The 24,449-nt window shown below is 42.6% G+C and carries 18 protein-coding genes and 1 pseudogene; 8 read left to right on the top strand and 11 right to left on the bottom strand.

From position 1 onward, the window contains the following. Positions 1-93: 93 nt before the first annotated feature. From glgA to topA, 3 genes are all read right to left on the bottom strand, one after another. Entirely contained in the window at positions 94-1,548 is a 1,455-nt protein-coding gene (gene glgA, locus EXA13_RS01640; RefSeq protein WP_238131810.1) for a glycogen synthase GlgA, read from the bottom strand. A 1-nt stretch (position 1,549) separates the two neighbouring features. Then, entirely contained in the window at positions 1,550-2,779 is a 1,230-nt protein-coding gene (gene glgC, locus EXA13_RS01635) for a glucose-1-phosphate adenylyltransferase (protein ID WP_269136830.1), read from the bottom strand. 460 nt (positions 2,780-3,239) lie between these two features. Then, positions 3,240-5,870, bottom strand: a complete 2,631-nt coding sequence (gene topA, locus EXA13_RS01630; RefSeq protein ID WP_238131563.1) for a type I DNA topoisomerase — start codon at positions 5,868-5,870, stop codon at positions 3,240-3,242. Between the two features lie 334 nt (positions 5,871-6,204). On the opposite strand from topA, the gene EXA13_RS01625 reads away from it, so the two are divergent. After that, on the top strand, positions 6,205-6,453 hold the full coding sequence (locus tag EXA13_RS01625; RefSeq protein WP_238131562.1) for a YciN family protein: 249 nt from the start codon (positions 6,205-6,207) through the stop codon (positions 6,451-6,453). A 36-nt stretch (positions 6,454-6,489) separates the two neighbouring features. Here EXA13_RS01625 and aroA read toward each other — a convergent pair whose 3' ends face one another. After that, positions 6,490-7,770 (bottom strand): 3-phosphoshikimate 1-carboxyvinyltransferase, encoded by a 1,281-nt coding sequence (gene aroA, locus EXA13_RS01620; protein WP_238131561.1) that lies wholly within the window; start codon positions 7,768-7,770, stop codon positions 6,490-6,492. 142 nt (positions 7,771-7,912) lie between these two features. Further along, entirely contained in the window at positions 7,913-8,368 is a 456-nt protein-coding gene (locus EXA13_RS01615) for a glycine zipper 2TM domain-containing protein (RefSeq protein WP_238131560.1), read from the bottom strand. 32 nt (positions 8,369-8,400) lie between these two features. On the opposite strand from EXA13_RS01615, the gene aat reads away from it, so the two are divergent. From aat to infA, 3 genes are all read left to right on the top strand, one after another. Next, positions 8,401-9,135 (top strand): leucyl/phenylalanyl-tRNA--protein transferase, encoded by a 735-nt coding sequence (aat, locus tag EXA13_RS01610; protein ID WP_238131559.1) that lies wholly within the window; start codon positions 8,401-8,403, stop codon positions 9,133-9,135. Further along, a complete protein-coding gene (locus tag EXA13_RS01605; protein WP_238131558.1) occupies positions 9,132-9,830 on the top strand; it encodes an arginyltransferase in 699 nt (232 codons plus the stop codon). The genes aat and EXA13_RS01605 overlap by 4 nt, the downstream gene beginning before the upstream one ends. 83 nt (positions 9,831-9,913) lie before the next feature. Then, positions 9,914-10,132 carry a translation initiation factor IF-1 gene (infA, locus tag EXA13_RS01600; protein WP_001040191.1) on the top strand — a complete coding sequence of 73 codons (219 nt, stop codon included), beginning with the start codon at positions 9,914-9,916 and terminating at the stop codon, positions 10,130-10,132. 139 nt (positions 10,133-10,271) lie between these two features. Here infA and clpA read toward each other — a convergent pair whose 3' ends face one another. Together clpA and clpS are read right to left on the bottom strand one after the other, a co-directional pair. Then, positions 10,272-12,539, bottom strand: a complete 2,268-nt coding sequence (gene clpA / locus EXA13_RS01595) for an ATP-dependent Clp protease ATP-binding subunit ClpA (protein WP_238131557.1) — start codon at positions 12,537-12,539, stop codon at positions 10,272-10,274. A gap of 38 nt (positions 12,540-12,577) precedes the next feature. Further along, on the bottom strand, positions 12,578-12,898 hold the full coding sequence (clpS, locus tag EXA13_RS01590; RefSeq protein ID WP_238131556.1) for an ATP-dependent Clp protease adapter ClpS: 321 nt from the start codon (positions 12,896-12,898) through the stop codon (positions 12,578-12,580). Positions 12,899-13,419: 521 nt separating this feature from the next. On the opposite strand from clpS, the gene cspD reads away from it, so the two are divergent. Next, positions 13,420-13,641 carry a cold shock domain-containing protein CspD gene (cspD, locus tag EXA13_RS01585; RefSeq protein ID WP_238131555.1) on the top strand — a complete coding sequence of 74 codons (222 nt, stop codon included), beginning with the start codon at positions 13,420-13,422 and terminating at the stop codon, positions 13,639-13,641. 200 nt (positions 13,642-13,841) lie between these two features. Here cspD and pgsA read toward each other — a convergent pair whose 3' ends face one another. From pgsA to uvrY, 3 genes are read right to left on the bottom strand one after another with little or no spacing between them, the layout of a single operon-like run. Beyond that, complete coding sequence (pgsA, locus tag EXA13_RS01580) at positions 13,842-14,399, bottom strand: CDP-diacylglycerol--glycerol-3-phosphate 3-phosphatidyltransferase (RefSeq protein WP_238131554.1); 558 nt, start codon at positions 14,397-14,399, stop codon at positions 13,842-13,844. 46 nt (positions 14,400-14,445) lie between these two features. Next, positions 14,446-16,275: an excinuclease ABC subunit UvrC gene (gene uvrC, locus EXA13_RS01575; protein ID WP_238131553.1), complete on the bottom strand. Its 1,830-nt coding sequence runs from the start codon at positions 16,273-16,275 to the stop codon at positions 14,446-14,448. Further along, complete coding sequence (uvrY, locus tag EXA13_RS01570) at positions 16,275-16,919, bottom strand: UvrY/SirA/GacA family response regulator transcription factor (protein ID WP_238131552.1); 645 nt, start codon at positions 16,917-16,919, stop codon at positions 16,275-16,277. The genes uvrC and uvrY overlap by 1 nt, the downstream gene beginning before the upstream one ends. A 436-nt stretch (positions 16,920-17,355) precedes the next feature. Between uvrY and EXA13_RS01565 the strand changes: the two genes are divergently transcribed. The 3 genes from EXA13_RS01565 (at position 17,356) to EXA13_RS01555 (ending at position 22,315) form a co-directional block, all read left to right on the top strand. After that, positions 17,356-17,838, top strand: coding sequence for a DUF3015 domain-containing protein (locus tag EXA13_RS01565; protein ID WP_238131551.1), 483 nt, complete (start codon positions 17,356-17,358; stop codon positions 17,836-17,838). A 122-nt stretch (positions 17,839-17,960) separates the two neighbouring features. Further along, on the top strand, positions 17,961-19,832 hold the full coding sequence (locus EXA13_RS01560; protein WP_238131550.1) for a DUF4105 domain-containing protein: 1,872 nt from the start codon (positions 17,961-17,963) through the stop codon (positions 19,830-19,832). Between the two features lie 119 nt (positions 19,833-19,951). Then, positions 19,952-22,315 carry a DNA polymerase II gene (locus tag EXA13_RS01555; RefSeq protein WP_238131549.1) on the top strand — a complete coding sequence of 788 codons (2,364 nt, stop codon included), beginning with the start codon at positions 19,952-19,954 and terminating at the stop codon, positions 22,313-22,315. Here the strand turns inward: EXA13_RS01555 and EXA13_RS01550 are convergent. Then, positions 22,312-24,251 (bottom strand): annotated as a pseudogene (locus EXA13_RS01550) (EAL domain-containing protein). The gene EXA13_RS01555 and the pseudogene EXA13_RS01550 sit on opposite strands and share 4 nt — an antisense overlap. Positions 24,252-24,449: the final 198 nt, after the last annotated feature.

Raw genomic sequence — 24,449 nt, 5'->3', positions numbered from 1 at the left:
AGAATTTTGTAGGAGTTGTAAAAAACCATGTATCAATTAGATGGGCTCTTCACAAAGAAACAGAGCGCACAAGGCGCTCTGTAAAATCGTCAATCAATAGAAGATTGCCGCTCGATACATTTTTAAGTATTCCTGTGCTGAATCATGCCAGCTAAAGTCTTTATTCATGGCTCTTAGCTGAACGGTTAGCATTTCATCTGGGTTTTGCAGATAAAAAAGCAGGGCTCTTTGCATCGTGATGAGTAAGGCGGCTGGCGTTGGTTCTTGAAAACCAAACCCTGTCGCTTGTTGAGGATACTTATCATAATCCTGAACAGTATCTTTCAGCCCACCGACCTCTCGAATGATAGGTAGAGTTCCATAAGCCATACTGTATATTTGATTTAACCCACACGCTTCAAATTCTGATGGCATAACGAAGAAGTCTGCCCCCGCTTCAACCAAGTGAGCAAGCCGATTACTATAAGCCTCAACAAAAGCAAACTTGTCTGGATGCATAGCTGCAATTTTATGCAGTTTTTCAGCGATTTGAGGCTCTCCTGTACCCACGATAACCACTTGAACATCGTTTCGTAAAAACTGCTCTAAAATGGGCAATAGATAATGAAAGCCTTTTTGGTGCGTTAATCGACATACCATCCCGAACATGGGAATCGCTGACTGAGGTAATGCCAGCTCCTGCTGAAGGGCTTGCTTGCTGCTGGCTTTCCCCGCTTTCAAAGACACCGCTTCCGCACTATAGGTTTGCGGTATATAACGATCGGTCGCAGGACTCCACTCTGAATAATCACAGCCATTGACAATCCCGTGCAAATCTCGCGCTCGTCGAACAAAGTCATCGACCAAACCGTGCGATCCTAATGGTGTTAAAAGCTCTGAAGCATAATTAGGACTGACTGCATTAATTTTATCAGCAAAAGCGATGCCAGCTCTTAAAGTACTGATATGATCATAACCATACTGTAAAAACTCCATTCCTGATAAATTCAGTTCAGGAATGATTTCCAATTGATGGTAAGAGAAAATACCTTTAAAAATGGCATTATGAATGGTTAATACCGTTTTCATCCCGCTGTAGTAATGATCGTCACGGTAACGCGTTTTCAATAAGAAAGGAACCAGTGCCGTGTGCCAATCATTGGCATGAATAATATCTGGTTTAATCGATAATTTGGGTAAGACATCTAAACAAGCGGCGGAGAAAAAACCAAACCGTTCGCCATTATCTGCATACGCCTGATTCTGCTCAGCATACAACTCTGCACGATCAAAATAGTCATCACAATCAATTAAATAGACGGGAACACCATCTAACTCACTCTGACGTACTTGATAACGAGTATGTGGCCAATGCAGTAACTCTGTTTCAAGAATAACCGGTAAATTCTGCTTTTCAGCAATGGTGCGATAACCCGGTAGCACGATCGCCACCTGATGACCAATATCCATCAAGGCTTTTGGCAGTGCCTTAGCCACATCTGCTAAACCACCACTTTTCACTAACCCTTCAGCTTCTGAAACAACAAACCAAACGTTCATTTTCTCAATGTTAGAATCCAACTTTTGTTCCTTTCGCTATCACAACAATTCCTTCATCAGAGACATGGAACCGTTGTCTATCAAGTTCTAAATCTTCACCGATAATGGTGCCGGGAGCGATCTCCACATGTTTATCGATGATAGTGCGCTTAATGGTACACCCAGCACCAATTTTTGCATCACCTAAAATAACGGATTCGCTGATAAAAGATCCGGGGCCAATATTTGTTCTAAAACTGAGGACTGATTTATAAATTGTTGAGCCCTGAACATAACTTCCTCCGGAAATTAAGCTATCGGTAATCTCCACTTTTTTATCATCCATATCCACAAACGTGGCGGGTGGTAATGGTGGATAATAGGTATGCAATGGCCAACTGCGGTTATATAAAGAAAATGGTGCATCTTTTTGCAATAAATCCATATGAGCAGACCAGTAAGACTCTATGGTGCCCACATCACGCCAATACGTTTCACCTTTTTCACCCTTGATGGTATTCGTTGAGAAGTCATAAACATAAACGCCTCCTTGTGGAAACATTTTAGGAATAATGTCTTTTCCGAAATCATGGCTTGATTGCTCATTAACCGCGTCTTCACGCAGTTCTTTGCACAGTGTTTCGGTTTCGAAAATATAGTTACCCATTGAAACCAATGCCCATTCAGGATCTCCAGGGATCGATTTGGGTTGTTTAGGCTTTTCTTCAAAACCAATCATCTTACCATCGACATCCACTTCAATAACACCAAACTGAGACGCTTGAGAAAGTGGCATACGCAGTGCTGAAACGGTTAGTTTTGCTCCGACGCGACGGTGAAAATCAAGCATCTGCCGGATATCCATTTTATAGATATGGTCGGATCCAAAAATACACACATCATCGGCTTCGGATATTTCTACAAACCGTAAGTTTTGATAGATGGCGTCGGCAGTTCCTTCATACCACCGTTTACCATCACGCATTTGGGCTGGGATAGAGTCAATAAAGCGATCTCTGATGCTGGAAACATTCCATCCTTTTTTCATATGTAGATAGAGTGATTGAGATTTAAATTGTGTTAATACATAAATTCGCATCAAATCAGCATTAACGAAGTTATTAAGTGCAAAATCTATCAGACGATAGCTTCCACCAAACGGGACGGCAGGTTTTGTACGGGATTCAGTTAGCGGCATCAGACGAGAACCTTCACCACCAGCTAAAATCATTCCTAATACACCACTCATATTCTTCTCCATCAGTTTCCATTGGTTCGTCGCCATGTCAAATGGGGGGAATGACGACGCTTTCCTTAGTGACTTATTGCATAGCGTCAACTGAAGTTAAAGCAAGCACAAAATGCAATCAGTTGTCTATTACTCTATCGAATTTATGTAGGAATACAAACGTCTAATGCGTATTCTGTGCTGGAAGTAAGTATGACATGTTGAACTCCTAACCTTGCTCACAGAATAAGAGTTATTTACCCCATAATACCTAACATTTATTTCACGATTTCGATCCCAAAACCCTAAAATCTCCCATTAAAATAATTGAAAAGTGTGACAGTTAATATTGATATATCAAATGAAATTAATATAGAAAAACAAAGTGGACATATAAAATACAGCGAACCAATGATTGAATCATCGAATTTTCTTTCAATATTCCAAAAATAAAGGCAGTCAAATGACTGCCTTTATCACAACAATGTTTCCGTCACTTCGTTTTCTTACGTTTATCCGTAACGTCCCAACGCCCGTCTTGATAAAGCGCGGTCCAACCAGATGGTTTCCCGTCAATTTCAGTTCGAACATAGTGCTCTTTACTTTTACGGCTAAAACGCACAACTGCAGAACGTCCATCAGGATCCGCGACTGGAGCTGATGCTAAATACTGATACTTCTCCGGTAATCTTTCCTTAAATCGTACAAGCTCTTCCACTAAAGGAGCACGAGTTTCTCGTGATTTAGGAAAATTACTGGCCGCGAAAAATAGGCCCGAGGCACCATCTCTTAGTACAAAATAAGCATCTGAATTTTCACAAGGTAGCTCAGGGAAATGAACAGGGTCTTCCTTCGGTGGTGCTACTTCACCACTTTTAAGGATTTTACGCGTGTTTTTACAGTTATCATTGGTGCAGTCCATATATTTACCAAAACGCCCTGTTTTCAGTACCATATCGGAGCCACATTTATCACATTCAACCACTGGGCCATCGTAACCTTTGACCTTAAATTCCCCTTCTTCCACGATATAGCCTTCGCAGTTCGGGTTGTTACCACAAACATGTAACTTACGCTTACCGTCAATAAGGTAGGCATCCATCGCGGTTTCGCAAATAGGGCAACGCTTTTTCGCACGCAGAGCTGCCGTTTCTACATCTTCTTCAAGAACGTTAATAATGCCGTCTTCATCACCTAAATTGATGGTGGTTTTACAACGTTCCTTTGGTGGCAAAGCATAACCAGAACAGCCAAGGAAAACACCAGTAGAAGCCGTTCTTATCCCCATTGGACGAGAACACGTTGGGCAAAGAATATTGGTCATAACGATGTGGTTGGGTTTCATTCCACCCAGCTCTTCATCTTGTTCTGCTTGTTCCAGATCGCCGCTAAAATCAGCGAAAAAAGCATCCAATACTTTTTTCCAGTTTGCGTCCCCTTCTGCAATTTGGTCCAGTTTCTCTTCCATGCGGGCGGTAAAGTCATAGTTCATCAAATCGGCAAAACTGCCATCGAGACGATCGGTAACGATTTCACCCATTTTCTCAGCATAAAAGCGGCGCTGCTCAACTTTAACATAACCACGATCTTGAATGGTCGAGATTATCGAAGCATAGGTTGAAGGCCGGCCAATACCCCGTTTTTCTAACTCTTTTACCAAAGCCGCTTCGGTATAACGAGCTGGCGGCTTAGTAAAGTGCTGCTTGGGCTCCAGCTTTTCAAGGGACAATGTGTCACCCACTTTTACCGCAGGTAAAATTTGGTCTTCATTTTTACCCAGTGGACGCTGTACCCGAGTCCAACCATCAAATTTAAGAATTCGCCCTTTTGCCTTCAAGGTAAACTCAGCGGCTTTTACGCTGATTGTGGTTGAGTCATATTGAGCCGGCGTCATTTGACAGGCCACAAATTGGTTCCAAATTAAGGCATACAATTTATGAGCGTCCGCTTCCATTCCGTCCAAATCATCCGATTTAACGTCTACATTGGAAGGACGTATCGCTTCGTGTGCCTCTTGAGCCCCTTGCTTACTACCGTATACATTGGGATTTTCAGGCAAGTAAGCTTGGCCAAATTGTTGCTCAATATACTGACGTACGTTGTCTACCGCTTCAGCACTTAAATTTGTTGAGTCGGTACGCATATAAGTAATATACCCAGCTTCATACAAACGCTGAGCTAACATCATGGTTTTTTTCACCCCATAGCCTAAGCGCGTACTCGCTGCTTGTTGTAGCGTTGAGGTGATAAAAGGTGCGCTCGGTTTACTGCTGGTTGGTTTGTCTTCACGTTTACAGACTTCATACACGGCTTTTTGCAGAATAGAAACTGCAGATTGAGCCTCTTGTTCATTGGTAGGTTTAAAGGCAACGCCTTCTTTTTGAGCAACCAATAGACGAAAATCATCTTGAGAGTGTGTCTTTGTCTCTGCGTGAATATCCCAGAATTCTTCCGGCACAAACGCTTTAATTTCTCGTTCACGTTCAACAAGCAGTTTAACCGCTACAGACTGAACACGTCCGGCAGAAAGCCCTCGCGCTACTTTTTTCCACAGTAGCGGAGAAACCATAAAGCCTACCACGCGGTCCATAAATCGGCGTGCTTGCTGTGCATTAACCCCATCCATATTCAGTACGCCGGGTTGTTGGAATGCTTGCTGAATGGCGTTTTTCGTAATTTCGTTGAAAACGACTCGTTTGTATCGCTTCTCATCACCACCGATGATCTCACGAAGGTGCCAAGCGATGGCTTCTCCCTCGCGGTCCAAGTCGGTTGCGAGATAAACGCAGTCGGCATCTTTGGCGAGTTTTTGCAGTTCGCTCACCACTTTTTCTTTACCGGGAAGAATTTGGTAATTGGCTTCCCAACCATGAAAAGGATCTATCCCCATTTTTTTTATTAGGGCGCTACGCTCTTTCTCTTTTTTTAAGCGTTCTTTTTCTTCTACAGTCAGTTGTTTATTCGCTGTAGACGGAGCCTTCTTTGTCGCGGTATTACTTTGACCAGCAGTAGGCAGATCGCGTACATGACCGACACTAGACTTTACGATAAAGTCTTTACCAAGGTACTTATTGATGGTTTTTGCCTTGGCTGGTGACTCCACTATAACAAGTGATTTACCCATAATTGACTCAAATGCCCTTAATCACGATGCGAATAATAAATCGCATGATGTTCTAAAATATTGCTTCTTTTTTTACTATCGAGCCAGACAAGCAGAAGATCAACTTGTTTTTATAAAAAAGCGCTTATTTGCTCGACAAATCGACGATATGTCTTCCTTCATGCGAAAACCGCACATACTAATGAGAGTCTCGTAGGGATGCGACCATAAAAGAAGGAAACATGGGACAAATCACAAAACAGCATGATCACTGAATCTTAGTTTTCCTGTTTTCGATCATGGTTTTTACGTGTCACAATCATAAACTGTGCACCAAACTGAGTAGGGATAAAACATGAACGATAAACAATCCATTAGTGAATTCGATTTACTGCTGATTGCCAACCAGCTTATTCAAGATCACGAGCAATATATTGAAGGAATGCGAGCAGATAGCGTGGAAGAAAAAGAAGGGGTGTTAGTTTTTAAAGGGCCTTATTTTCTTAATGATGACGGGCTACCCACCGAGAAAACGACCGAAGTATTTAATATGTTTAAATATTTAGCCCATCACCTTTCTAAAGAATTCTCACTACAAAAATAATAAAAGCCTCGTATGAGGCTTTTATTTTCAGTTCAATTAATGGCTGAGCTCTGCAAATTTTTCAAAATAATCAGGGAAGGTTTTCGAGGTGCATTTCGGATCATTAATCGTCACTGGAGTATCGCTCAAAGCCACTAGTGAGAAGCACATCGCCATCCGATGATCATCGTAAGTATCAATTGCGGCATGATGCAATGTGCTAGGTGGTGTGATGATAATATAATCTTCCCCTTCCTCAACGCTTGCCCCAACCTTACGCAGTTCCGTTGCCATCGCCGTTAAGCGATCCGTTTCTTTCACACGCCAGTTATAGACGTTACGAATAGCCGTGCTGCCTTGCGCAAATAAAGCCGTGGTAGCAATGGTCATCGCCGCATCAGGAATAGCGTTAAAGTCCAGATCAACGGCATTGAGTTCTCCACGACGCGCAATCACATAGTCCTCACCCCATTCAATTTCCGCACCCATTTTTTCTAAGGCGTAGGCAAACTGAATATCTCCTTGAATACTGTGCTTACCAATACCGGTCACTTTGACTTGCCCGCCCTTAATTGCCGCAGCAGCCAAGAAATAGGAAGCTGATGAAGCATCACCTTCAACCAAGAAATGACCGGGAGAGACATACGATTGGCCAGCAGGAATCACAAATTGTTGGTAATCGTGGTTGATCACTTGGACACCAAATTGCTGCATGATGTGTAACGTAATATCAATATAAGGTTTAGAAACCAGCTCGCCCTCAATATTGATGATCACTTCACCATCAGCTAAAGGAGCTGACATCAAAAATGCCGTCAAAAATTGGCTAGAGATGGATCCATCAATGGATACCGGCCCAGCTTTTAGGCCCGTGCCACGGATACGAAGCGGCGGATACTGTTCATTTTCCAAATAGTCAATCTGAGCACCCGCTTGACGCAAGGCATTCACTAAGTGACCAATCGGACGCTCCTTCATTCGGGGTTCACCCGTCAAGGTAAACTCCCCCTGCCCCAGACACAGCGCAGCCGCTAACGGGCGCATTGCCGTTCCAGCATTGCCTAAAAAAAGTTCTAGTGATTGTGATTGTTCAAAGGGCTTTCCTAACCCTTCAACTTCACATTCCGTTTTATCTTCTGAAAGGCGGTAAACAACCCCTAATTGGTTTAACGCATTAAGCATATGCCGAATGTCATCACTATCGAGTAAATTCGTCAATCGAGTTGTACCACTGGCTAACGCAGCCAAAAGAAGCGCTCGGTTAGAAACGCTTTTTGAACCAGGTAGGTTCACTTCACCATTAATTTTTGCAATGGGTTGTAACGTCAGGCTTTCCATTAAAATTGTGTTTCCTTGCACTGCGGCTATGCCTATTTTATCTAGCGCAGTTAAAATTCTTCGTATTGGCAGACTACCCAAAATAACCTGAAATCGCCAGTGTTAATCGGCCTTTCAAAAGGAAATGGCTTGCTCTTTTTTGCTATTTTTCTTTATCAACACGTACCCCATCATCAAAATACAGAATGCGAACCTTATCACCCGAATAAAATAACATATCGCTGTCGACATCTTGAATCACATCAATAAGATCTCCCTTTGAAGTACGGATGAGAATTTCAACTAACTTATCTTCGTAATAGTAAGACTGCTTACCGTGTTGATGTGCGATCACCGCGCCAGTAAGGGCCCCAACTGTTGTTGCCACTTGTTTACCTCTTCCATCCCCAAACTGGTGTCCAACTAAACCACCAACAACCGCACCGAGCAGAGTTTCCCACCCCTTCGCTTTCGATTGAATCATTTCTTGCTGGGAAATATAACGGACGGTTTCCACTTGACCAAAAATAACCTCATTAACTGGACGAGCTTGATTCCGTTGATAAGTGGCATTGGCAAACAAGGGAAAAATCAATAAGATCAAAATCCATGTTCTCATTTTGTACTCCGATTAGAATAAGTGAGTGAGTAATGACAATTTACCTTACCGAGTTGGCGGCGGACAGCTTTACCTTTCCCTCCCCTGATTCAGCACGAACCAACCCGAATGGTTTACTTGCCTACGGTGGCGATTTGAATCCAATGCGTATTTTGTCCGCTTACCACAATGGCATATTTCCTTGGTATGGGCCAGGTGAGCCTATCCTTTGGTGGAGCCCTTCACCTCGCGCAGTCTTTAACCCTAAGACATTTAAACCCACCAGAAGTGTGAAAAAATATCAAAAAAAACACGCTTATCGAATTAGTATGAACCAGGTAACCGCCCGTGTTATCGAATTATGTGCTGCGGTTCGCCCCGCAGAAGAAACATGGTTAAACCATGAAATGCGCAGCGCTTATCAACTCTTGGCAGAACAAGGAGTTTGCCATTCCGTCGAAGTCTGGAAAAATGAAGAATTAGTAGGTGGACTTTACGGGGTTCAGGTTGGGCAGCTTTTTTGTGGTGAATCCATGTTTAGCCTCGCCACCAACGCCTCTAAAATTGCACTTTGGGCTTTTTGTCAGCATTTTTCTCTCCATCAAGGGCAGTTGATCGATTGCCAAGTTATGAATCCTCATCTGCAATCCTTAGGGGCAACAGAATTACCACGGAGCCAGTTTATGCAATCATTGCTAACCTTAAGAGAAGCACCTGTTTCTGAATCTTGTTTTCAGCCACAGTGGTTACCTTGCCCATTATTGGGTGTATCAGAGGAGAGAGCATGAGCCAAGAGTTACAACAAATTCGAGTCGGCCTTACCGATAACCATCCATGCAGCTACCTACCAGAACGCATGGAACGCGTTGCTGTCGCTCTGGATCCTACAATGAAAAATAGCGAACATTACGAACAGCTGCTAGCGAATGGTTTTCGCCGTAGTGGTGACATTATTTATCGACCTTATTGTGACCATTGCTCGGCTTGCCAACCATTACGTGTTTCTGTCCATGATTTTTTTCCTTCAAAAAGTCAGAAACGGTTGCTAAACAAAGCTCATACCATTCAATGGCAGTTGAAACCAATCATGGATGACAATTGGTTCCCGCTCTATGCTCGTTATATTGAAGCTCGTCATAAAGAAGGAAACATGTATCCACCTCGCAAAGATGAATTTGATAACTTTGCACATTCAGATTGGTTGGAAACACAATACTTACATATTTATGTCTGCAACCGCCTTGTCGCGATTGCCATTACCGATATATTACCCAATAGTGCCAGCGCTTTTTATACCTTCTTTGATCCAGATAGCCCACTTTCGTTGGGTACCTTAGCGGTACTCATTCAACTTAAATTATGTAAGCGTATGGAGAAACAATGGCTTTATTTAGGCTATCAAATTGATGAATGTCCCGCTATGAATTACAAAGTACGCTTTCAGCCAAATCAAAAGCTAGTCAAACAGCGTTGGCGAGGGTAGAATACGCCCCAACTTTACATATTGTTTTTTTAACGGCAGAATGCGCCGTTGATTATTTTCGCCAAATTTCTAAAGAGGATTAAATGGCTAAAGAAGACGTAATTGAGATGCAAGGTACTGTCCTTGATACTCTTCCAAACACAATGTTCCGTGTTGAGCTAGAAAATGGTCACATAGTGACAGCTCACATCTCTGGTAAAATGCGCAAAAATTATATTCGTATTCTTACTGGTGACAAAGTTACTGTAGAGATGACTCCATACGATCTATCTAAAGGTCGCATCGTCTTCCGCGCTCGTTAATCTCTGATTGTCGAATGCAACAAAAACGGAGCGGTAAGCTCCGTTTTTGTTGCATAAGAGTATGGCTTAACAACGAATAACTGAGACAAAAAAAAGCGCACATATCATTTGTGCGCTTTTTATTATCGTTAGCTGAAACCTAATTCACGACTTCTTCTCGAGAACCTAAGTATTTAAAGGTTAATTGATCATCGGTGAGGTCTATTTTGACAGTTCCACCATCCACCAATGAACCAAATAACAACTCATTCGCCAGTGGTTTTTTCAATTTATCCTGAATAACTCGTCCCATGGGACGGGCCCCCATATCACGGTCGTACCCTTTGATCGCAAGCCAATGTCTTGCAACTTCAGAGACTTCAAGTGAAACCCCTCGGGCATCCAATTGAACTTGCAGCTCAACAATGAATTTATCTACCACTTGGTGAATCACACGCTCATCTAAGCTATTAAACCAGATAATGTGATCTAATCGGTTGCGAAACTCTGGCGTAAAGACTTTTTTAATCTCTGCCATCGCATCATGACTATGATCTTGTTGAATCATACCGATGGATTGTTTCACCGTTTCCGCCACACCTGCGTTTGTCGTCATGACTAGGATAACATTCCGAAAATCCGCTTTACGTCCGTTATTATCGGTTAATGTGCCGTTATCCATAACTTGTAGCAGTAAGTTAAAGACATCTGGATGCGCTTTTTCAATTTCATCCAACAATACCACCGCATGAGGGTGCTTAATAACGGCATCCGTTAATAAACCACCTTGGTCATAACCGACATAGCCAGGAGGAGCGCCTATCAAGCGGCTGACAGAATGGCGCTCACCGTATTCCGACATATCAAAGCGAAGTAGCTCAATTCCCAGCAACTTGGATAACTGGACAGTCACTTCCGTTTTCCCCACCCCTGTCGGACCAGCAAACAAGAATGAACCAACAGGTCGATTATCAGAACCAAGGCCTGCCCGAGTCAGTTTGATCGACTCACTCAACACTTCAATTGCTTGATCTTGACCAAAGACCAACATTTTCATCTTCTTATCAAGATTTTTCAAAATGTCTTTATCTGATGAAGAGACAGATTTTTCAGGAATGCGCGCCATCTTAGCAACCATGGCTTCAATTTCTGCAACTCCAACGGTTTTCTTGCGTCGGCTGGCAGGCATTAGACGCACTCTGGCACCCGCTTCGTCAATAACATCAATGGCTTTATCTGGTAAATGACGTTCATTAATGTATTTCGCTGACAGCTCTACCGCAGCTCGCAATGCTTTATTGGTATAGCGTACATCATGGTGTGCCTCATATTTGGGTTTCAATCCCATCAAGATCTTGGTGGTATCATCCAATGAGGGTTCTAACACATCAATTTTCTGAAAACGGCGTGATAAAGCACGCTCTTTTTCAAAAATCGTACTGTATTCTTGATAAGTTGTTGAACCAATACAGCGTAATTTTCCACTACTCAATAATGGCTTAATCAGATTCGCGGCATCTACTTGACCACCAGAGGCTGCACCAGCGCCGATAATCGTATGAATTTCATCAATAAAAAGAATCGCATCTTGTTCTTTTTCTAATTGCTTCAGGATCGTTTTAAACCGTTTTTCAAAATCCCCTCGATACTTAGTTCCAGCCAATAACGAGCCAATATCAAGTGAGTAAATAACGCTATTTTGAATCACTTCCGGGACTTGCCCTTCAACGATTCGCCAAGCAAGCCCTTCTGCAATCGCCGTTTTACCCACTCCGGCTTCTCCCACTAAAAGGGGATTGTTTTTACGTCGACGACACAAGACTTGAACCGTGCGTTCAAGTTCTTTATCCCTGCCAATCAAAGGATCAATTTGCCCTTGCTTTGCTAGTTGGTTAAGGTTACTCGCAAAACTTTCCAACCGTTCATCTGCATTGGCTTCATCTAAATTTCCAGAACCAAAAGAATCGGAAGCGGGATCTTCACTCGCACCTGAGGTTTTAGTGATTCCATGAGAAATGTAATTAACAATATCAAGCCGGCTAATATCATTTTTCTTCAATAAATACGCCGCATGGGACTCTTGCTCACTAAAAATAGCGACCAGAACATTCGCCCCTGTAACCTCATTACGACCAGAAGACTGTACATGAAACACCGCTCGTTGTAACACTCGTTGAAAACTGAGCGTTGGTTGCGTTTCTCGCGTTTCATCGTTATCAGGAATAAGAGGTGTTGTTTGGTCAATAAACAGATCAAGCTCTTGACGTAGTGTATCGATATCAGCTTGACAGGCTAATAATGCGTCCTTCGCTGCATCGTTTTCCAACAATGCAAGTAGGAGGTGCTCGACGGTCATAAATTCATGTCTTTTGTCTCGCGCTCGAGCGAACGCGCCATTTAGACTCGACTCTAGTTCTTTATTAAGCATAAGGCCTCCTTAAGGAACAACCACATTGCGTTACAAACCTAAGCTTGCTCCATAGTACACAAAAGCGGATGCTCATTTTCCCTTGAGTACATGGTCACTTGCGCTACCTTTGTCTCTGCAACTTCTGCAGTAAATGTGCCACAAATGGCTTTTCCTTCATAATGTACCCTGAGCATAACTTGTGTTGCTCTTTCGATATCCATTGCGAAAAAACGCTCAAGAATTTCAATCACAAAGTCCATCGGGGTGTAATCATCATTGTTGAGTACTACGTGATACATTGCCGGGGGTCTTACCTCGGTCTTTTCTTTCTCCAGTAAATCAGAGCCTGGAGTCACCCATTCAAAATTTCTACTCATGACGGCCGTATATCAGAGTGTTTCTCAAATTATCACACATTGTCATCCCATCCATCAGCGTGGACTATCCACTTAACTTGCTGTCTGTTCAGGTGAAAAACAACCCTTACTTAGAGACTAATCCAGCAATGGTAACGCTGCAAATAAAACATTGCTATTCCTCTTTGATCCCCTGTACAAGCGTTCAAAAAAACAGCTAATTATGCAAACACACTCACAATATGCATTGCTATTTGCAAATTCCATTGCATTTATCAACCATTTTTTAACAAATCCAACCTTTCTTTTCAGAAAAAAACGCAGCATGTTTACCTCTTAAAGTGATTTGCTTATAAAAGTGGCTATTTTTATACCGTTTTCCTATTGACTGTGGCTTATCATTGACTACATTGGTCAATTAGTGACTCGATTATTTGGCAGCGGCTAAATCGCATTCACACCTGAAATGCTCGTTCATGGAATAACAAAACGAACGTTTCTTTAAACAACATCAGTAATAAAATGCATGAGGGATGTATAGCATGGCTACAGGTACAGTAAAATGGTTCAATAACGCCAAAGGGTTCGGTTTCATTTGTCCGGAAGGTGGAAATGAAGACATTTTCACGCATTATTCAACCATTCAAATGGATGGCTATCGCACACTAAAAGCGGGTCAACAAGTCGCCTATGAAGTGGAACAAGGTCCAAAAGGGTTTCATGCCAGTAGCGTAGTTCCCATTGAAGGCCAGCAAACCAAATAACTCCGCTGCCACGCTTGGGGCCTATTTCCGTCTACTGAGCGAGGGAAAAGAGAAGGATACCCCACCCCAAATTGCCCTTCTAACGGATACCATAGAGATAAGCCAGTCATTGACTGGCTTATTTTCTTTTATAACAGACAAAATAAAAGCCCCAACGTGACATTGGGGCTACGATATTTTTCAATAACATTGATTAGAGGTTAGTGGTGTTCTTCATTAAGTAAATCACCTTTGGCTGCTGCTAAATACTGCATCATTGACCAATAGGTAAGAACCGTTGCAATATAGATAGCCACATAACCCATCCACACCATCCAGTCGTCATAACGCCAAATGAGCACCCACAGCGCAAACATTTGTGTCAAAGTTTTTACTTTCCCAATCCAAGACACCGCCACACTGGCTCGCTTACCAATTTCAGCCATCCATTCACGTAAGGCCGAAATGATAATTTCACGGCCAATCATGGTGACCGCTGGGATGGTTATCCAAATAGAATGATAATGTTCAGTGATAAGGATTAACGCTGTCGCCACTAAAACTTTATCTGCAACGGGATCAATAAAGGCTCCAAACCGAGAAGTTTGGCCAAGCTTTCTTGCTAACATCCCATCCAGCCAATCCGTAAATCCGGCGACCCAAAAGATCATTGCAGCGACAAACGGTGCCCAGCTGTATGGTAGGTAAAACGCCACGACAAATACTGGAATGAGGAAAAGTCGTAATAAAGACAAGATATTAGGGATGTTAAAACGCATATTTTTAGGCTCTTATTAGTTGCGCCTTTATGGTGCGGCATTTTTACTATTGTTTCAATGCTTGGTAAATGTTTTCTGCCAAAGAATGACTAATACCAGGTACTTTGGCGATTTCTTCGACAGTTGCTCGTTTCAGCTCTTGCAGACCGCCCATATATTTTAGCAAAGCCTGCCGACGTTTAGGACCAATACCTTCGATCCCCTCTAATGAGCTGGTTCGGCGAGTTTTACCACGTTTAGCTCGATGTCCAGCAATAGCATGATTATGGCTTTCATCTCGAATATGTTGAATCAAGTGCAACGCTGGCGCATCGCTAGGTAGGTTAAATTCTTTACCGGTTGTCGTTATCAACGTCTCTAAGCCAGGTTTTCGGGTTACCCCTTTCGCAATACCAATAAGGAGCGGACGTTTGGGCCAGTCTTGCCAACATTGGCTGATGATTTCATGAGCGCGGTTGAGTTGCCCCTTGCCACCATCAATGAAGATGATATCAGGAATTCTATCAATATCGAGTTGTTTAGCATAACGTCTTTCAAGCGCTTGCCCCATTGCAGCGTAGTCATCCCCTCCCGTAATTCCTGTGATATTATAACGTCGATATTCAGCTTTAACGGGCCCTTCTTGATTAAAGACAACACAAGATGCGACCGTACTTTCCCCCATTGTATGAGAGATATCAAAACATTCCATTCGCGTGATATTGTCTAATCCAATAATAGATTGAAGCGCTTTAAATCGCTGGTAAATCGTCATTTTATGATTAACTTTTGCCGTCATGGCACTGAGGGCATTAGTATTAGACAGTTTTAAATAACGACCACGAATTCCGGTTGGGTTAACATGAAAAACCACTTTACGCCCAGCCAATTGGCTCAATGCCGCCTGTAACGGCAAGGCGTCGTTCAATAATCCTTCATTGAGAACAATCCGGTTGGGAAGGGTTCTGGCCTCATTATGACTGAGATAATATTGGCTTAAGAAGCTTTCAAACACTTCTTGCCGCTCTGTATTTATCGGTACCTTAGGGAAGTGACTGCGACTACCTAGAACTTTACCTTGTCGGATCATCAAAATATGAATACAAGCCAGTCCTTTGGCCTCAGCGAACCCTAATACATCCACATCTTCCATTGAATCATCAGACACATATTGTTGCTCTTGAACTCGACGAATGGCTTGAATTTGATCTCGAAATTTTGCCGCTTCTTCAAATCGTAGCGCTATGCTGGCCTGCTCCATTTTTTCAACCAAAACGTCTAAAACTTGATTATCTTTGCCTTGCAAAAACAAGCGTACGTAATTAACCAGCTCAGCATAGTCAGCATCCGAGATGATTTGGCTAACACAAGGGGCAGCACATCGACCAATTTGATACATCAAACAAGGACGAACACGATTGCTGTAGACAGTGTCTTCACATTGGCGAACAGGAAAAATTTTTTGAATTAAATGCAGTGTTTCACGGACAGCCCCTGAATCTGGATAAGGGCCAAAATACTCCCCTTTACGCTTTTTTGCACCGCGATGCAGTGATAGCCGAGGGTGTTTATGAGCGCTGATGAAAATATACGGATAAGACTTATCATCACGCAGTAATACGTTGTATTTGGGTAAATACTGCTTAATGTAATTATGTTCAAGAATGAGGGCTTCGGTTTCGGTGTGAGTCACGGTTACGTCAATTTTATCAATATGACTCACTAACGCTCGTGTTTTTTCACTATCCACACGGCTACGAAAGTAGCTGGATAAGCGTTTTTTCAGATCTTTCGCTTTACCGACGTAAATAACTTCAGCATCGGCGTTATACATACGATAAACACCGGGCTGATTCGTTACTGTTTTCAAAAAGGAGAGAGAATCAAAATCAGGCACTACAACTTCTCGGTGTCGAGCATCCCGTGTCGAATCGCTAAATGCGTTAGCTCTACATCACCGCTTATGTCCAATTTGGCAAAAAGGCGATAACGATAACTATTGACTGTTTTAGGACTCAGATTCAATTGTTCTGAAATTTCCGTTACCTTCTGCCCTTTAGTGATCATCATCATGATTTGAAGCTCGCGTTCCGACAAGCCTGCAAATGGATTTTCAGAGGCAGGTGAAAATTGGCTTAATGCCATTTGCTGGGCTATTTCCGGAGAGATATAGCGCTGACCACTATTGACGATACGAATTGCATTAACCATTTCATCCGGTGCCGCTCCTTTCGTTAAATAACCTGCCGCACCAGCTTGCATCACTTTGGTTGGGAACGGATTTTCAGTATGAATCGTCAGTACAATAATTCTCACATCTGGATTCAGACGTAAAATTTTCTTGGTTGCTTCTAAACCACCAATACCGGGCATATTCATATCCATTAACACGACATCAGTATGGTTGGTACGGCACCATTTCACTGCGTCTTCACCGCTATCAGCTTCCCCTACTACGTTCATTCCACGGACGTCTTCAATAATACGTCGTATCCCTGTGCGAACCAGCTCGTGATCATCTACAAGGAAAACATTGATCAAACTTGTATCTCCACACTAATCTATTCGCTCTGCCACCACAGAATGGGCAACAGCATGACCGCTTAGTCTAACCTAAATGGCTAGCTCGCTGCCAACGAATATGTGCCTAAACATTAATTTTGGCAAGAACTTCTTTAATAAACTGTGGTATTCAATACGCAATTTGACTCGCATAAAAACGCATTATTCTTCAGGGCGTGAATCACTAATAAAATAATTTGCCACTCTTGTGGAATAACAACTGAACCAATGCAACAAAATCCGTAGAAAAAGTGAAGAAAATCACCATTTCCAGTTGAAAATGCAGCTTATTTCATATATTTATAGCCTCTGTCAATAGATGGATCGGTGGGCGCTACTTGCTGACAAGCAAAAAAGTATCCACGATATGATTCACTCTAAATTGATACGAAAATGATAATGATAAGGGAAACTTATGAAAAAACTACTTGCAGTGGCCGCTCTAGCGGTACTTCCTCTTTCCAACGCGGCTATGGCAGACTCAGACATCGGTTGTGGTCTGGGTACAATGATCTTTGATGGTCAGCAAGGTAAAGTGTTTAAAGTTCTTGGCGCAACAACTAACGGTACTTCCGGTAACCAAACTTTTGGTATCACTTTCGGTACTTTAGGTTGTGATGGTACTGGCACCATTAACTCTGCACAAAAACTTGCACTATTCATTGACGGTAACCTAGATAACCTAGCTCGTGATATCGCACGTGGTGAAGGTGAAACTCTAGCAACACTTTCTGAAGTTTGGGGCATCCAAGAAGCAGATAAAGCAGCTTTCAACCAAATGGCAAAAGAAAACTTTGCACAAGTTTTCCAATCTGAAAATGTAACGTCACAAGAAGTATTTACTAACCTAAATACTCTAGTTGCACAAGATCAAGCTCTAGCAGCTTACTCGATCTAAGTTGAGTACACACGAAGCATCCAGTATTAAAAGGTTGACTTCGTGGCTCGATAAACTTCATAAGTGCCCGTTGAGGGCACTTTTTATTGCTCAGCACAACACAGCATAATGACTCTATTGGCATGAGATTTTCTTCTATAAACCGCCGCCGTTTACTTTCCTATTGCCTGCTGGCAAATGGGTTAATATTCAACACGAGCGCTTTGGCCTCCCCTCAAGTGGATATAGCATCCCTTGCCAAGCACCCCTACTGGCTAAAACTTGGACATTATTTGCCCTCCTATCTATCAGGCTATCGCAGTACTGTAGACTCTCAAGAGTTTTTCATTGCCCCCAAGGGTAAACAAGATCCAGAGGCGGAACTACGAGCCACAGTTGAGAAGCTCTACCATGAAGATGCCGAGCTCGCCAAGCAAGCTCGTTGCACTTACCCAGCGCGATATCGTTGGATTGAGTCTCAGTTGGGCCATGATACGATAACTCTCGACTGTCCAGATTTAGAAAACTGGCGCACTGTCATTGATCCAGCAGGAATGACTTTAATTTTCCCAACTGCATTTATGAATAATCCTTCATCTATGTTTGGGCATACTTTGTTACGGATTGATGCAAAAGATCAAACGCGCCATAAGGAGTTGGTCGCCTTTGCCATTAACTTTGCTGCAGAACCAGAAGGTAATGACAATGCGGCTTTGTATGCAGCAAAAGGGTTATTTGGTGCCTATCCTGGGCGGTTTACTGTCATGCCCTATTACCGAAAAGTTCGAGAATATAACGATATTGAATCTCGTGATATTTGGGAATACCCACTCAACTTAACGGAGCAAGAAGTAGAACGAATCCTTCTACATTTATGGGAAATGCAACAAGCCGAGTTCGATTACTACTTCTTGGATGAAAATTGCTCTTATCAGCTACTGGCTTTATTAGAATTGGCTCGTGATGATCTCCAGTTAGTGAAAGATTTTCCACTGCAAGCCATTCCTTCAGATACCGTCGGTGCTTTAGCAAAACGAGGGCTTATCTCTACGCCTCGCTATCGTGAATCTTTTGGGACACGTTTACTCAATCAGTCCAAACAAGTTTCTCCTGATATTTTTGCCGCAGCACAGCAAGCTAAACAAGGAGAGTTCCCATCTCCCGAGCAGTTTACAACCGAAGAGCTGGCCGCCATTTATGAGTTTGCCTATGAGTGGCTTAACTTTGAACTTTATGACCAAGGTTTAGAACGTGACCCCACTGCAAAACGCCTCACGCAATTATTGTCACTGCGCAGTCAATTAGAAACGCCATCTCCATTTACTCCTGTCCCCACACCAACCGTTTCACCGGAACAAGGACATGGTTCTGCACGGTTAGGGTTTAGCGGACAATATTGGCGGCAAACTCCCTCAGCCGTTAATATCGAGTGGAGAGCGGCTTATCACGATTTATTAGACTCTCAAGAAGGGTTTATCCCGGGGGCTCAAATTAGCTTTTTGGATCTGCAACTGAGCCATGATGAACATCAAACGAGCCGCTTAGAAAAGCTGTATTTATTAGATGCGATGACCGTGGCTCCTAACCAAAGTGTTTTCTCTAGCCTAGCTTGGAATCTTCGCTTAGGGTTTGACCGTCAACCGAATCACCATCAACGAGAAGGCCGTTGGTTTTTACAAGGGGGATATGGGCAAGCCTGGGGAGAAGCACAAGGTGTTCACTCTTACGCACTCCTTTCTGCGTCCATTAACCACGGAGAATTGACTGAACATCAAGTCAACTACGGTGCAGGGGTTGAAGCTGGGTTACTCTGGCAAATCGCGGATAAACACCGTGTGGGTTTACAGGGACAATACTTATCACTCTTTAATAGTGATGCGGATCACCACAGCCAAATCAACTTAAGCTGGAACTGGAGTTTGAATCGTCACTGGGCAATACGCAGTGAGGTTCGTTACCAACACTGGCAGCAAGAAGAACTGGGCAGCAAACTCACAGGCTATTTTTATTATTAACCATTCCCCTTCTTAAGGTCGCCAGTCATCGTCTTTTATCGGTGATCGGCGACTTGCTCTTACCCAAGGTTAACGGTAGGCTGCATAAAAAATACAGCAATACAAACAGGTAACCTAACGTGCTCCTTGAACCAGGTTTTGTCCTCACTCGGCAAGCAAGAGATATAGATGGTCGAAGCCAAATTGAGTTATGGCTTTCTACAGATAACGGACCAACTCAACTCATTATTGAAGGGGAAAAGCCTGTTTTCTTTATTGCACAAGATGATATTACCCGCTGCCAATCTATTGCTCAGCACCAGCCCTTTCAGCTAGATATTCGTCCACTCCCTCTTAAAGACTTTTCTTTACAACCGCTGGCCGCTTGTTACTGTGCCAATTTGCGTCATGCAGTGCAACTCAAACAAGCATTAAGTCAAGCGGGGCTTACAACATTAGAAGCCGATATTAAGCTTGCTGATCGCTATTTAATGGAACGCTTTATTAAAGGCAGCTTAGAATTTACGGGGGAACGATTTTCTTACCCTCATCATCGACAAATACGCAGTGCCAAATGCCGCCAGACAAACTACCTCCCAAAACTTAAGGTTGTTTCCCTCGATATTGAGTGCTCAGAAAAGGGCCTACTCTACTCCATTGGATTAGATAGTCCAATGGATAGCCGTGTCTTGATGATAGGAGAAGCGCAGCCCGCAGATACAACGATCCAATGGGTCAAAGATGAGCAAGCATTATTAATCGCTCTGATTGAATGGTTCCATCGCTTTGATCCTGACATCATTATTGGCTGGAATATCATTGATTTCGACTTTCGTTTACTCCACAGACGAGCCGAATGGCACAACATGAAACTCAGGCTAGGGCGAGGCCATCAAGTCAGTTTTTTTCGCTCTGGTTCCGAAACCAATCAGGGCTTTATTACCCTACCAGGCCGAGTGGTCTTAGACGGCATCGATACACTAAAAACCGCTACATATCAATTTCGTTCTTGGTCATTAGAAGCCGTCTCTCGTGAGTTATTAGGAGAAGGGAAAGCCATTGATAACCCACATGATCGCATGGATGAGATCAATCGAATGTTTCGTGAAAACAAACCACAATTAGCACAATATAATCTGCAAGACTGTCTATTAGTTAACCGTATTTTTGAACACACACACTTACTCGAATTTGCCCTTCAACGCTCAAGACTAACCGGGTTAGAGCTGGATCGTATCGGAGGTTCTGTCGCCGCCTTTACCAACCTTTATTTACCTCAATTACATCGTGCCGGATACGTCGCCCCTAACCTACATTCCGAAGATTGGGTCGCCAGCCCCGGTGGCTATGTGATGGATTCCATACCCGGATTATACGACTCCGTTTTAGTTTTTGATTTTAAAAGCCTTTATCCCTCGATTATTCGCTCATTTCTAATTGATCCATTAGGCTTAATAGAAGGTTTGGCTCTTGATGTTGGGGCTGAGCCGCATCAAGCGGTAGCGGGGTTTCGAGGAGGGCAATTCCATCGTCACCACCACTTTTTGCCCGCCATGATTGAAGCGCTCTGGGCTGCACGAGATCGCGCCAAAAAGAGCCATGATCAAGCCTTTTCTCAAGCGATAAAAATCATCATGAATTCTTTCTATGGCGTTTTAGGCTCATCAGGATGCCGATTTTTTGATACACGCCTAGCCTCAAGTATTACTATGCGTGGGCATGAGATCATGAAACAAACCAAACTGCTGATTGAACAAAAAGGTTATCAAGTCATTTATGGAGATACTGATTCTACTTTTGTTTCATTAGGGAGTGCGTGTCAACATCATGAAGCTAATACCATCGGCCAAACCTTAGTAGCAGAAATAAACCAGTGGTGGAAAGCCCATTTACAGCAAACATACGCTCTCGATTCATTTTTAGAGCTTGAGTATGAAACCCACTACCGTCAATTTTTAATGCCAACAATCCGAGGGTCAGAAACCGGTTCAAAAAAACGCTATGCGGGGTTACTCGGTGAGCCAGGAAATGAACGTATGGTATTTAAAGGCTTAGAAAGTGCCAGAACCGATTGGACGCCACTTGCACAGCGCTTTCAATCAGAATTGTATTGGCGGGTTTTTCATTCTCAACCTGTCGAAGAATATATCCGAGCGATGGTTGAGCAAACCCTTGCGGGAGAATGTGATGACGAACTTATCTATCAAAAACGATTACGAAGAAAGTTGCACGAATATCAAAAAAATGTACCACCACAAGTTCGTGCAGCACGCCTTGCTGATGACATTAATACCCGATTAGGACGTGCGCTACAATATCAGAATAAAGGCCGCATTGGATACGTGATCACACTTAACGGCCCAGAACCAAAAGAATATTTAACCAGTCCAATCGATTATCAACACTATATAGATAAACAGCTCAAGCCCGTTGCCGATGCCATTTTGCCGTTTATCGGCCTCCAATTTGAACAAATCATTGCCGCACAGCTAGGGCTTTTTTAACCCGCTAAGGAAAAGACACCTTGGCGTAACATCACATAATCAATAAAGTCTTGCTCATTTAATGGCTTGCTGTAATACCAGCCTTGTACCGAAACTTGTTTAAACTGCGATACAAAGTTGAGCTGTTCTTGTGTTTCAACCCCTTCTACCACAACATCCATCGCCAACTCATTTGCAACCGCATAGATACCAGAGAAAACTTTACGCCCTTTCTCAGTATCCAGTGCTTGTACAAAAGAACGATCGATTTTAATCGCATCAATATCAAACAAATTAAGGTAACTCATTGAAGAATAACCTGTACCAAAATCATCAATATGAATATGACAACCGAGTTCGGTAACCGTTCAAAAACACCCGCTAGCTTCGCTTTATCTTGCAGTAGAGAGCCTTCTGTTATCTCAAAATCCAGATACTGACTCACCGGTTCAATCAAACGGACAATTTGCTCCATGCACTGATCATCCATCAATGTATAAACCGTAATATTAACGCTGGTATTTACATTCACCCCCAAAGCTTCTCGCCGTTTTAAATCTCGGACGACACGGCGCACCACCCAGAGGTCAATATCCTTCATTAAATTTGCTTTTTCTAACCACGGTAAAAATGCATTAGGGTACAGAATTTCTCCCTGGTCATTTTTGGCCCGAAGCAAAGACTCACAGCCAATCACTTTACCGGTTAGTTGGCTGATTTGTGGCTGATATTGCACAAAAAACTCAGTTCTACCAATAATTTGGATTTTACGTTCAACTTCAGCCATCTCTTTCTCTTTTTGACGAGAGATCAACACACTGTCGTTATTCACAGATTTTGCTTCTTCAAGGCATCGAATATAAGTCGTATCTAAAGAACGCAAATAGAAAATATTGTCCTGTTTATTCAGATAACGTACAGATGGAAAATAAACCGTACATGAGATAAACAGCAAAGCAACTTGCAACACCACGGCGTGCCAATCCCCACCTGACGCAAGCCAAGAGTTAAGGAAAACTGGCGTATATGGGTAGACATTTGATAATGTCGGTTCAATAAAACCCACATCAACTGCCAATAATGCAAGCACCACATTAATGATAGGTGCTAGCAAAAATGGGCGTAAAAAGCGAAAGTTTAAAATAATGGGTAAACCAAACAACAGTAATTCATTAACATTAATCATGCTTGTGAATAAACTGGATAAGGCTAATAAACGAACGCTTCTATGCTTAGAAAAGAGCAGAAGAACAATAGCGAGGGCTAACGTAGAACCGCTACCACCGATAAAAACAAAACTTCTTAAGAAGTTAATACTTAATGGAAATAGATCTGGCGTTTCATTCAATGCTTGGATAAAGACACCCATCACATGATGAGCATGAATGCCTAAAAACCAGAAAAAAGAATTTAAAAAAGAAAAAACAATACCAAAAGCATAAGCATTATCAGGTGAAATGTAATTGAATATTATATCATTCAGGGGTAATGACGCTAAGTAACGCAAAGAAAATACACTTAAATGAATAATAATCAATGCTGCCATTAAGCCGGGAATAATAATCTGAAAGGACTCTTTAACAATAATGTTTTCATTTTTGTGTGATGAAAAGAGTCGGAAAAAGAAAAAGATCAGTGGCACGGAACCAAAAGGCATAACAATCGCAAAGAAAGACTGATAAACCGGTAAAGCCGCGCCGATATGAGCCACTTCAGACGCAATCGCAAGATAAAGGGTGCACAATAAGATGATGGCAGAACGAGGCAACGAATAGCGAATGGCTAACATATAAGAGATGGAAGCCGTAATTAAATAGGGTAATGTTCGAACAACAACATCATCTAACGAGTGCAACTTTTCAGCAAGCCAAAATCCTTGACCATAATAAAGCTCAACTGCAACCGCAACAAACTGCGACAATGCCGCTACCATTACACAAGGAATAAGCCATACCATGCTTTCCCGGAAAATAGATAAAAGCGCAGAAACACGGGAGATACCCTCATCAAAAACGGTTTTTAACGAGGTCGGTATCATTGTTGTTGAATTGATCTTCATTTTAATTACGAATTGAGACCTTTATGGTTTGGATGCGGAGAACAAAATACCTATCCATCACTGATTGAATTAACCCTTTGAAATTTTTTAGATTAA

Source organism: Vibrio cincinnatiensis (genome assembly GCF_022113815.1).
GTDB lineage: Bacteria > Pseudomonadota > Gammaproteobacteria > Enterobacterales > Vibrionaceae > Vibrio > Vibrio cincinnatiensis_A.
The sequence above is the reverse complement of the archived record's forward strand: the minus strand, read 5'-3'. Positions and strand labels throughout refer to the sequence as shown.

What these genes read in the sequence shown, in the direction of transcription:
- EXA13_RS01565 (WP_238131551.1), top strand. Translation starts at nt 17,356, where the DNA reads ATGAAAAAACTACTTGCAGTGGCCGCTCTAGCGGTACTTCCTCTTTCC.
- infA (WP_001040191.1), top strand. Translation starts at nt 9,914, where the DNA reads ATGGCTAAAGAAGACGTAATTGAGATGCAAGGTACTGTCCTTGATACT.
- EXA13_RS01625 (WP_238131562.1), top strand. Translation starts at nt 6,205, where the DNA reads ATGAACGATAAACAATCCATTAGTGAATTCGATTTACTGCTGATTGCC.
- EXA13_RS01605 (WP_238131558.1), top strand. Translation starts at nt 9,132, where the DNA reads ATGAGCCAAGAGTTACAACAAATTCGAGTCGGCCTTACCGATAACCAT.
- glgC (WP_269136830.1), bottom strand. Translation starts at nt 2,779, where the DNA reads ATGGAGAAGAATATGAGTGGTGTATTAGGAATGATTTTAGCTGGTGGT.
- clpS (WP_238131556.1), bottom strand. Translation starts at nt 12,898, where the DNA reads ATGAGTAGAAATTTTGAATGGGTGACTCCAGGCTCTGATTTACTGGAG.
- cspD (WP_238131555.1), top strand. Translation starts at nt 13,420, where the DNA reads ATGGCTACAGGTACAGTAAAATGGTTCAATAACGCCAAAGGGTTCGGT.
- clpA (WP_238131557.1), bottom strand. Translation starts at nt 12,539, where the DNA reads ATGCTTAATAAAGAACTAGAGTCGAGTCTAAATGGCGCGTTCGCTCGA.
- EXA13_RS01560 (WP_238131550.1), top strand. Translation starts at nt 17,961, where the DNA reads ATGAGATTTTCTTCTATAAACCGCCGCCGTTTACTTTCCTATTGCCTG.
- aat (WP_238131559.1), top strand. Translation starts at nt 8,401, where the DNA reads ATGACAATTTACCTTACCGAGTTGGCGGCGGACAGCTTTACCTTTCCC.
- EXA13_RS01615 (WP_238131560.1), bottom strand. Translation starts at nt 8,368, where the DNA reads ATGAGAACATGGATTTTGATCTTATTGATTTTTCCCTTGTTTGCCAAT.
- pgsA (WP_238131554.1), bottom strand. Translation starts at nt 14,399, where the DNA reads ATGCGTTTTAACATCCCTAATATCTTGTCTTTATTACGACTTTTCCTC.
- topA (WP_238131563.1), bottom strand. Translation starts at nt 5,870, where the DNA reads ATGGGTAAATCACTTGTTATAGTGGAGTCACCAGCCAAGGCAAAAACC.
- aroA (WP_238131561.1), bottom strand. Translation starts at nt 7,770, where the DNA reads ATGGAAAGCCTGACGTTACAACCCATTGCAAAAATTAATGGTGAAGTG.